At 64.0% G+C, this 7,385-nt stretch carries 9 protein-coding genes and 1 pseudogene; 3 read left to right on the forward strand and 7 right to left on the reverse strand.

Features of this window, described 5'->3' with window-relative positions:
- Positions 1-436: 436 nt before the first annotated feature.
- The 7 genes and pseudogenes from ACESNG_RS01810 to ACESNG_RS01840 all read right to left on the reverse strand — a co-directional run.
- A pseudogene (locus tag ACESNG_RS01810) lies at positions 437-991 on the reverse strand (serine/threonine-protein kinase); the annotation flags it as partial.
- A gap of 100 nt (positions 992-1,091) precedes the next feature.
- A complete protein-coding gene (locus ACESNG_RS01815; RefSeq protein WP_373067492.1) occupies positions 1,092-1,610 on the reverse strand; it encodes a tetratricopeptide repeat protein in 519 nt (172 codons plus the stop codon).
- A 50-nt stretch (positions 1,611-1,660) separates the two neighbouring features.
- Entirely contained in the window at positions 1,661-2,638 is a 978-nt protein-coding gene (locus ACESNG_RS01820) for a hypothetical protein (protein ID WP_373067494.1), read from the reverse strand.
- Positions 2,639-3,343 (reverse strand): serine/threonine-protein kinase, encoded by a 705-nt coding sequence (locus ACESNG_RS01825; protein WP_373067497.1) that lies wholly within the window; start codon positions 3,341-3,343, stop codon positions 2,639-2,641. It lies immediately after the preceding gene.
- Entirely contained in the window at positions 3,343-3,546 is a 204-nt protein-coding gene (locus tag ACESNG_RS01830; RefSeq protein WP_373058666.1) for a hypothetical protein, read from the reverse strand. Before ACESNG_RS01830 ends, ACESNG_RS01825 begins: the two co-directional genes overlap by 1 nt.
- Before the next feature lie 54 nt (positions 3,547-3,600).
- Complete coding sequence (locus ACESNG_RS01835) at positions 3,601-3,894, reverse strand: hypothetical protein (RefSeq protein WP_373067499.1); 294 nt, start codon at positions 3,892-3,894, stop codon at positions 3,601-3,603.
- Positions 3,872-4,144 (reverse strand): hypothetical protein, encoded by a 273-nt coding sequence (locus tag ACESNG_RS01840; RefSeq protein ID WP_373058662.1) that lies wholly within the window; start codon positions 4,142-4,144, stop codon positions 3,872-3,874. Before ACESNG_RS01840 ends, ACESNG_RS01835 begins: the two co-directional genes overlap by 23 nt.
- Before the next feature lie 464 nt (positions 4,145-4,608).
- On the opposite strand from ACESNG_RS01840, the gene ACESNG_RS01845 reads away from it, so the two are divergent.
- From ACESNG_RS01845 to ACESNG_RS01855, 3 genes are read left to right on the forward strand one after another with little or no spacing between them, the layout of a single operon-like run.
- Positions 4,609-4,875 carry a plastocyanin/azurin family copper-binding protein gene (locus tag ACESNG_RS01845; protein WP_373058670.1) on the forward strand — a complete coding sequence of 89 codons (267 nt, stop codon included), beginning with the start codon at positions 4,609-4,611 and terminating at the stop codon, positions 4,873-4,875.
- On the forward strand, positions 4,872-5,462 hold the full coding sequence (locus ACESNG_RS01850; RefSeq protein ID WP_373067501.1) for a uracil-DNA glycosylase family protein: 591 nt from the start codon (positions 4,872-4,874) through the stop codon (positions 5,460-5,462). Before ACESNG_RS01845 ends, ACESNG_RS01850 begins: the two co-directional genes overlap by 4 nt.
- Positions 5,463-5,504: 42 nt before the next feature.
- Complete coding sequence (locus ACESNG_RS01855; protein WP_373058658.1) at positions 5,505-7,226, forward strand: class I SAM-dependent methyltransferase; 1,722 nt, start codon at positions 5,505-5,507, stop codon at positions 7,224-7,226.
- Positions 7,227-7,385 lie beyond the last annotated feature (159 nt).

The raw sequence follows: 7,385 nt of genomic DNA on the forward strand, positions 1-7,385 counted from the left end.
AGGAATAAACGGCGCCAGGAGTTACGATCGCTAGGAATTACGGGCGCTAGGAATGAACGGCGCCAGGAGTCAGGAGCGAAACGGCAAACGGCGTGAACAGCGAGCGATCCATGAACTCTGAGTGTCACGCCGTTCGCCGTCTCCGCCGTTCATTCCTAGCGCCCCTAATTCCTAGCGCCGTTCATTCCTAGCGCCCGTAATTCCTAGCGCCGTTTATTCCTAGCGCCCCTAATTCCTGGCGCCCCTGATTCCTGGCGCCCTCAATTCCTAGCGCCGTTAGCTCTTGGCGCCCCATAATCCGCTAAAGACGGCTACGGGCCGATTCCGTCAATGAGTATCACGTCCAGTCGGTGTTCGACGGCGCCATCGCGAATGCCGCCGCGCTCGCGTAGCGAACGGCCGTTGGACGTTCGCTCAACACCTTCCCGACAATCGCCTATAGCGAATTGCCAGTGAAGGAGGCGTCGCCCGTGAGTATCTCGTACGTCACCGCACCCAACGCGTAGATGTCACTGCGCGCATCGATGGTGCGTTCGCCCATCGCCTGTTCGGGACTCATGTACTGCGGCGTGCCGAGACTGAGACCGGTCTGCGTCCTGCGCTGGCCGCCGGGGCTTTGCACGGCGAGTGCGATGCCGAAGTCGGCCACGATCGCTTGGCCATCATGCAGCAGGATGTTCTCCGGCTTGATGTCGCGGTGACTCCCGTGCCGCCTATGCGCGTAGTCCAGCGCACTCGCCACTTCGCACGCGAAGCCCACGGCGTCGGCGATCGGCAGTTTGCGTTCGCGATCCAAATGTGCGCGCAACGTCTCGCCGGTCACGAGCGGCATCACGTAGTACAGCAGGCCATCCGCGTCACCGCTGTCGACCAGCGGCAGAATGCGCGGATGCTGGAATCGCGCCGTGGTGCGACTTTCGCTCAAGAACCGCTCGCCGTCGAGCGCCGCACCGAGATCGGGATGCAGCACCTTGATCGCGACATCACGCTCGCGCTCGAGGTCGTGCGCTAATTACACCGCGCCATGCCGCCGGTACCGAGTTCACGCTCGATACTATACCTACTGCCAAGGGCGGTGCGCAGGCGACCGATCATGCCATCCCCAGATTCTGAAGAACTTGCTGGAACCCCGGATGTTCGTACCGCGACTCGAAGCCGGGCGTGCGCGCCCAAATGGGACCGATCGCATCCCGCACCGTCGCTGACAGTTGTGCTTCCCGAAGCCCCTCGTCGATGTGCCCGAGACGGAGCGCGGCGACGGCCAGCGAGTAGTGTGGCACGTTGCTGGTGATCGCTCGAATCTTTAACTCATCGTAGATCGCCTCGGCGCGACGGCGATCCCCACGCAGCAGATACATGCCGGGCAATTCCTGTAGTAGCCACCGGTGACGCCCAACGAGCTGCATCCCCCGCTCAGCGATCTCGAATGCACCGTCGGGATCGTTGGCCCAGGCAAAGATGAACGTGCCCATCGCATAGCCCGCAAACGACTGCTCGTCGAGCGCGATCCCGCGCCGCACCTCCGCCTTCGCCTCGTCGCCTCGTCCGGTCACGCACAGGCCAACGCCGTGCACAACGGCGACGAAACTGCTGAGGGGATCGTCGCGCACCGCACGGGCGAGTTCTGCCAGACCCCGAGCATCGTCCCTCAGCGTGTTGATCAGACCCCAGTGCGCGTAGCGCGCACGCAGTTCGCTCTACGCGGACCGAGCGCGAGCGACCGCTCGAGCAGTGGGATTGCGAGCTTGGGTCGTGCGTCGAAGTTGAGGCTCAGCATGCCCAGGGTGCCGATCGCCTCGGCGCAGTCGGGATCAAGCTCGAGGGCGCGTTCGAGTGCGGCCTTCCCCAATCGCAGCCCTTCGTTGGCGGAGATGAACCCGTATTGAGCGTTTATGCGCATCGCATCACCTAAAAGTGCGTACGCGAGCGCGTTGTCCGGGTCGATCGCGAAGGCGCGTTCGAAAGCCGCGCGGGCGTGGATCACCGCACCGCCACGATTCGCCAGATACGAGCAACCTTCGGTGATGAGATCGTATGCTTGCACTTGCGCGGGTGAGGCCTGCTCAGTGGCCACGGCAGGCGGGCGCAGCGTGAGTTCCAGCCGAGCAGCAATCGCGCCTGTGATTTCTTCCTGCACGACGAAGACATCAACGAGCTCACGGTCGTAGCGCTCAGACCAGAGGTGATAGCCGTCGGTGACAGAGACGAGCTGCACCGTAATACGGACACGGGTGCCAGCGCGGCGCACGCTTCCCTGCAGGACGGTTACAACGTGCAGCGTCTCGCCGATCGTGGCGAGCACGTCGTGTTTGCCGTTGAACGAAAACGCCGATGTCTTCGCCGCTACGTGTAGTCCTGCCACGCGTGTCAGCGCGCCGATGATATCCTCGGCGATGTCATCACCGAAGAATTCGTTCTCGCGGTTTGCGCTCAGGTTCTCGAAGGACAGGACGGCGATGGACTGCGCGGGTGGGGCGCTCGCCGGCTCCGCACTCGTTGCTTCCATTTCACGAAGCGCTGCGAGAAGCTCCGCCGCTGTACCCGGTCGGTCCATCGGCATGCGCTGCAGTGCGCGCTGGAGCGCGCGTGCGATCGGTCGCGGGACGCCTTCCCGCAACGCGCAGATGTCGGTGGGCACCTACACGAATCGCTTGGCAATCACGCCCTGTACGTTAGGTCCCGTGAACGGCGGCTCACCGGCGAGCATCTCGTACAGCATACAGCCGAGCGAGTAGAGAACGCTTCGCCCGTCCACGACCTCGCCGACGGCCTGTTCTGGGCTCATGTAGGCCGGCGTGCCCACGCATGCCCCAGCCGGCGTGAGTGTGGTGCTGTCCGTCTCGGAGAGCGCCTTGCCGGTGCCAAACTCGGCCACGAGCGCGTGACCGTCCTGCAGCATGATGTTGTCCGGCTTGATGTCGCGGTGCACGACGTCATGACGGTGCGCGTGATCAAGCGCGCTCGCGACTTCCTGCGCAATGCGAACTGCGTCGTGCACGGGGAGCATGCCCTCGGCGTCGAGGCGATCACCCAGCGACTTGCCCTTCACATTCGGCATCACGAAGAAGAGCGCACCGTTGGCTTCACCCGATTCGAAGAGCGGGAGGAGGTGCAGATGGCTGAGCTTCGCGATCAGCTGAATCTCGCGAAGAAAACGCTCCTTGCCGAGTGAGGCGGAGAGGTCCTCGCGCGGTACCTTGATCGCGACATCACGCTCGTGCTTGAGGTCCTGCACCAAGTACACCGTCGCTATGCCGCCGACACCGAGCTCGCGCTCTATGCGGTAGCGGTGAGCCAGAGCGGTACTCAGGTGACCAAAGGGCACGGATGAATCACTCGTCATTACGGTGACGGCGGAAAAACCGCATTCACAGCACGCTGAAAGGACGGCGGATCGATGGCCGGAAATCGAAACAGCTCGGGCTCCATGAGCGCAAACTGTTCGCGCACGCCGGCAGCGCTGATGAGACCGTGTCCGTGCATGGCGTGGACATCCGCCAGATCGCGCACATGTCCGCGCTCGATCTTGGCGAGCGCCTGTGCCACGAAGTCAAAGTGTCGATAGGTGACGCGCCCAATGCGGGTAATTACCGGGCTGCGCTACTCCCATCCTGGCGGCACGGGAATGAACAGATCGGGAGTGGCCAGCTCCACGTTGAGCTGCAGTCGTTCCTTGAGCATCGGAATCGCGCGCAGCATCGCGTCCGACTCCGGCCGAAACACGAGATCCACATCGATTGTGGTCTCGCGCCAGCCCACCAACACCGCGCTCGTGCCCCCAACGAGGACGACATCTACGTCCGCCGTCGCATGTCGCGCCAGCGCGGTCATGAACGCGCCAATGCGCTCGCGATCCGCTATCTCGCACACGCTATCTCGCACACGCTGCCGCATGTCGGAAGCTCGCAACACGTCGAAGCAATGCGTTGTAGTGGCTGTGCGCTGCCAGGCCGTCACGCGCCGACAACAGCGCGTACAGTTGCAGCTCGGCGTCGGGGATCGGTGGGCCCACAGCAAGACCGACGTCGCGTAATCCCGGGGCCGCGATCGAGACCAGCAAAGACTCGATCGTCACCAACCCAGCCGTGAGATCGGCAAGGCCCGCTTTAATCAATTCTGCGCCCGGAAAATTCGCGATCACCATGGACGAAGTGTACTGCCTGGCTCGGCGAGGCACCACGTTACCAGAGTAACGCGACGCCGAGATCGGCGAAGAGAACGTCGTTGGTCAACACAGCAGCAGCGAAGGGCGGATTCAACGGCAACGGGCGCCAGGAATGAGGGGCGCCAGGAGTAAGGGGCGCCAGATGTGAACGGCGCCAAGAGTCACGGGCGAAACGGCAAACGACGTTCGCTGTTCGCGCCCCTCATTCCTGGCGCCCCTCATTCCTGGCGCCGTTTACCCTTCCTCGTCTCTGTCCCGTTTCTGCGATCCGGTCGAGACACCTTCATTCCGAAGATCGCGAACTAAGACGTGAAGTTGGTGTTCGAAGGCGCGCTGGTGATCTTCAAGGCGCACGAGCAGCACACCGAGATGATGGTGAAGGCGGTCGCGGCGAGCGTAAAATGAACGGTCGCGCCTAGTCGCGTGCGACGCTTCTCGATGCGCTGGCGTTCGCGCCCGCGCGGTTACGCGTCCACGTAGGAGACACGGTCCATTTCGTGAATCGTGAGATCGTCCCGCACACGCTGACGCAGAACGAAAACGTCGGTGTGGTCGGGCCCCAGTCGGCGACTACGTCGTCGTCGCCGCTATCGTCGCCCATGCTGGTACACGGTGGCGAATTCGTCCAGGTCGCGCGAACGTCCGGTACCATTGCCTACCACTGTGAGTACCACCCGACGATGACGGCGTCCGTCGAGGTCGTTCCATGACAGCCGATCATCAAGCACTGGCGACGCTGCTGGCCGAGGTTCGTGCCTGCACCGTTTGCCGTAGCGCCTCGCCACTGGAACCGCGGCCGGTGGTGCGGGTTGATGCGCGTGCCCGGATCCTGATCGCGGGGCAGGCACCTGGCCGCGGCGCACACGAATCGGGTGTTCCCTTCGACGACGCAAGCGGCGACCGCTTGCGCGAATGGATGGGTATCGATCGCGACACGTTTTACGATGCTGGTCAGATCGCGATCTTGCCGATGGGCTTCTGCTATCCGGGCACTGGTTCCAGTGGCGACCTACCGCCGCGAGCCGAGTGCGTACCGCTCTGGCGGGCGCCGCTGCTCGCCAGTTTGAAACGATTCGGAATGCCGTTGATCACTGGTGCGTACGCACAGGAATGGCACCTCGGCGCGGCCGCCGGCAACGTGACGGCCCTCGTGCGCGACTGGCGATCCACGTGGCCGACGCGGATAGCGCTTCCGCATCCAAGTCCGCGCAACAACATTTGGCTCGAGAAGAACCCGTGGTTTGTGGCTGAAGTGGTGCCGGCGCTGCGAACGCATGTCGCCGCACTGTTGTCGTAGCGAGGTAGCATGTAGTGGTTTGTCTGGCGTTAGGTTGCGCGGATGTCGACCACCCGCGATGCGCTGGCGCTGCATGCTGCCGGCCGCACCACCGATGCCCTGATCCTGCTGTTCAACGCCGTTGGTGTGCCCGATCGGGCGCACCCCGCGCACGAGGAAAAGCAGCTGCTCGTCCAACTGCTTGAAGGCGTGGCGCTCAACAGCGGCAATGACGTCATCCACCGCGTGCTGCTCGAGCTGCTGCGGGACACTGCCATCGACGCCCAACAGGTGGCGCGCGCCGCCCTTGGGCTCGTCGTGGCGTCGCCGGAGTTCGTCGCCCTCGAGCAGTGGAGCACGGTACCCGATGCGCAGATATCCGAATCGCAACTGGCGCCGGTGCTGCTGGCGTTTCTGAGTCTGCCGCTGGCGCGCGCACTGCTGCCGCGCGTGGTGCTGTCGGAGTCGCGTGTCGAGCGCGTCGTCACCTTTGCACGTCGTGCACTGCTCGCGTTCATCACCGGAGAGACGTCGGCGGAGCCGTGGCACTGGGAGGCGGTCCATCTGCTGGCGCAGTCGGCGTTCAATGGGGAGTATGCGTGGCATGAGGCTATCGACGAGCGGGAGTTTGTCGATGCGGCCGCTGCCCATTTGTCGACGTGGCTGGCGGAACGCTCCGAAGCTCTCGAGGAGGTCACAGCAGACGCGCCCGCACCCATGCTGCTCCTGTACGCCCTATATCGTCGGCTCACGCTGCTCGCGCACTGGGAGCGTCTGGCGCAGGTGCCGGCGGCCACGTGGGAGCCATTCGGCGAGTGGACAGCGCCGACGGTGGCGCAACATGTACACGAACGACTCGATGAGCGGCACCTGGCCGAGGTCATGCCCGCCCTGTCGCCGCCAGAGATACCAGATTGCAACGAAGCCTCCGTCCGGGTGCGCGCCATGTACGAAGCGCACCCGTATCCGCGGTGGACCGCGCTCGGGACCCCGCGTGTGACGAGTGTGGCCAGCTTTGTCCGTGAACTGTCCGGGCGCAGCGCGCCGTTGGATACGCTCCGCCTGTTGGTGGCCGGGTGTGGCACGGGCCGACAAGCCGCGCATACGGCGCGCAGTTTTCCCGACTCCCGTGTGTTGGCACTCGATCTGAGTAGCGCCAGCCTTGGCTACGCGGCACGCATGACACAGGGGCTGGGCATCGACACCGTGGATTTTATGCAGGGCGATATTCTCGCCCTCGATACCACGAGCGAACAGTTCGCCATCATCTTTTGTTCGGGCGTGCTGCATCACCTGCAGAACCCGCACGCGGGATGGGCCCAGCTCGTACAGCGCATGCACCCGCTCGGCGTCATGAAGATCGCGCTGTACAGTGAAACCGCGCGACAAGCGGTTGCTGCGGCTCGCGCGTTGATCGATGCACACAAGTTCGCGGGCACCGACGACGACGTCCGTCATTGCCGTGCGCTGCTGTTGGCGCTTCCCGGCGATGATGCGGCACGCGCCGTCACCGACTCCACGGATTTCTATTCACTCAGCGGGTGCCGTGATCTCGTGATGCATGTGCAGGAGCGCGCGTACACCCTACCGGCACTTGCCGCCGACCTGAACGCGTTGCAGCTCCGCTTCCTTGGGTTTCAGTTACCGGTCAACGTGCAGCAGGCCTTCCGGCGTGAGCATCCCGCGTCGGGCGCCATCCGCAGCCTGGACGCATGGGCGCAGTTCGAACAACGTCACCCATCGACGTTCTGGGGCATGTACCAGTTCTTCGTGGAGAAGCGCTGAGCCTTGCGCTGGGCATGCCGGGCCTGCGGAGGTCGAGCACCAGAATCTCCTGCACAGGCACCGCCCACCCACGGTTCCGTCCGCCGTCATTGCGGGACGAGGCGCGTGGAGAGATGTTATACCGGCGCTTCCTAGGGTCGAGGCGCTGGTTTCCCCTCA

It is taken from the genome of Gemmatimonas sp., from assembly GCF_041689975.1.
Taxonomy (GTDB): Bacteria; Gemmatimonadota; Gemmatimonadetes; order Gemmatimonadales; family Gemmatimonadaceae; genus Gemmatimonas.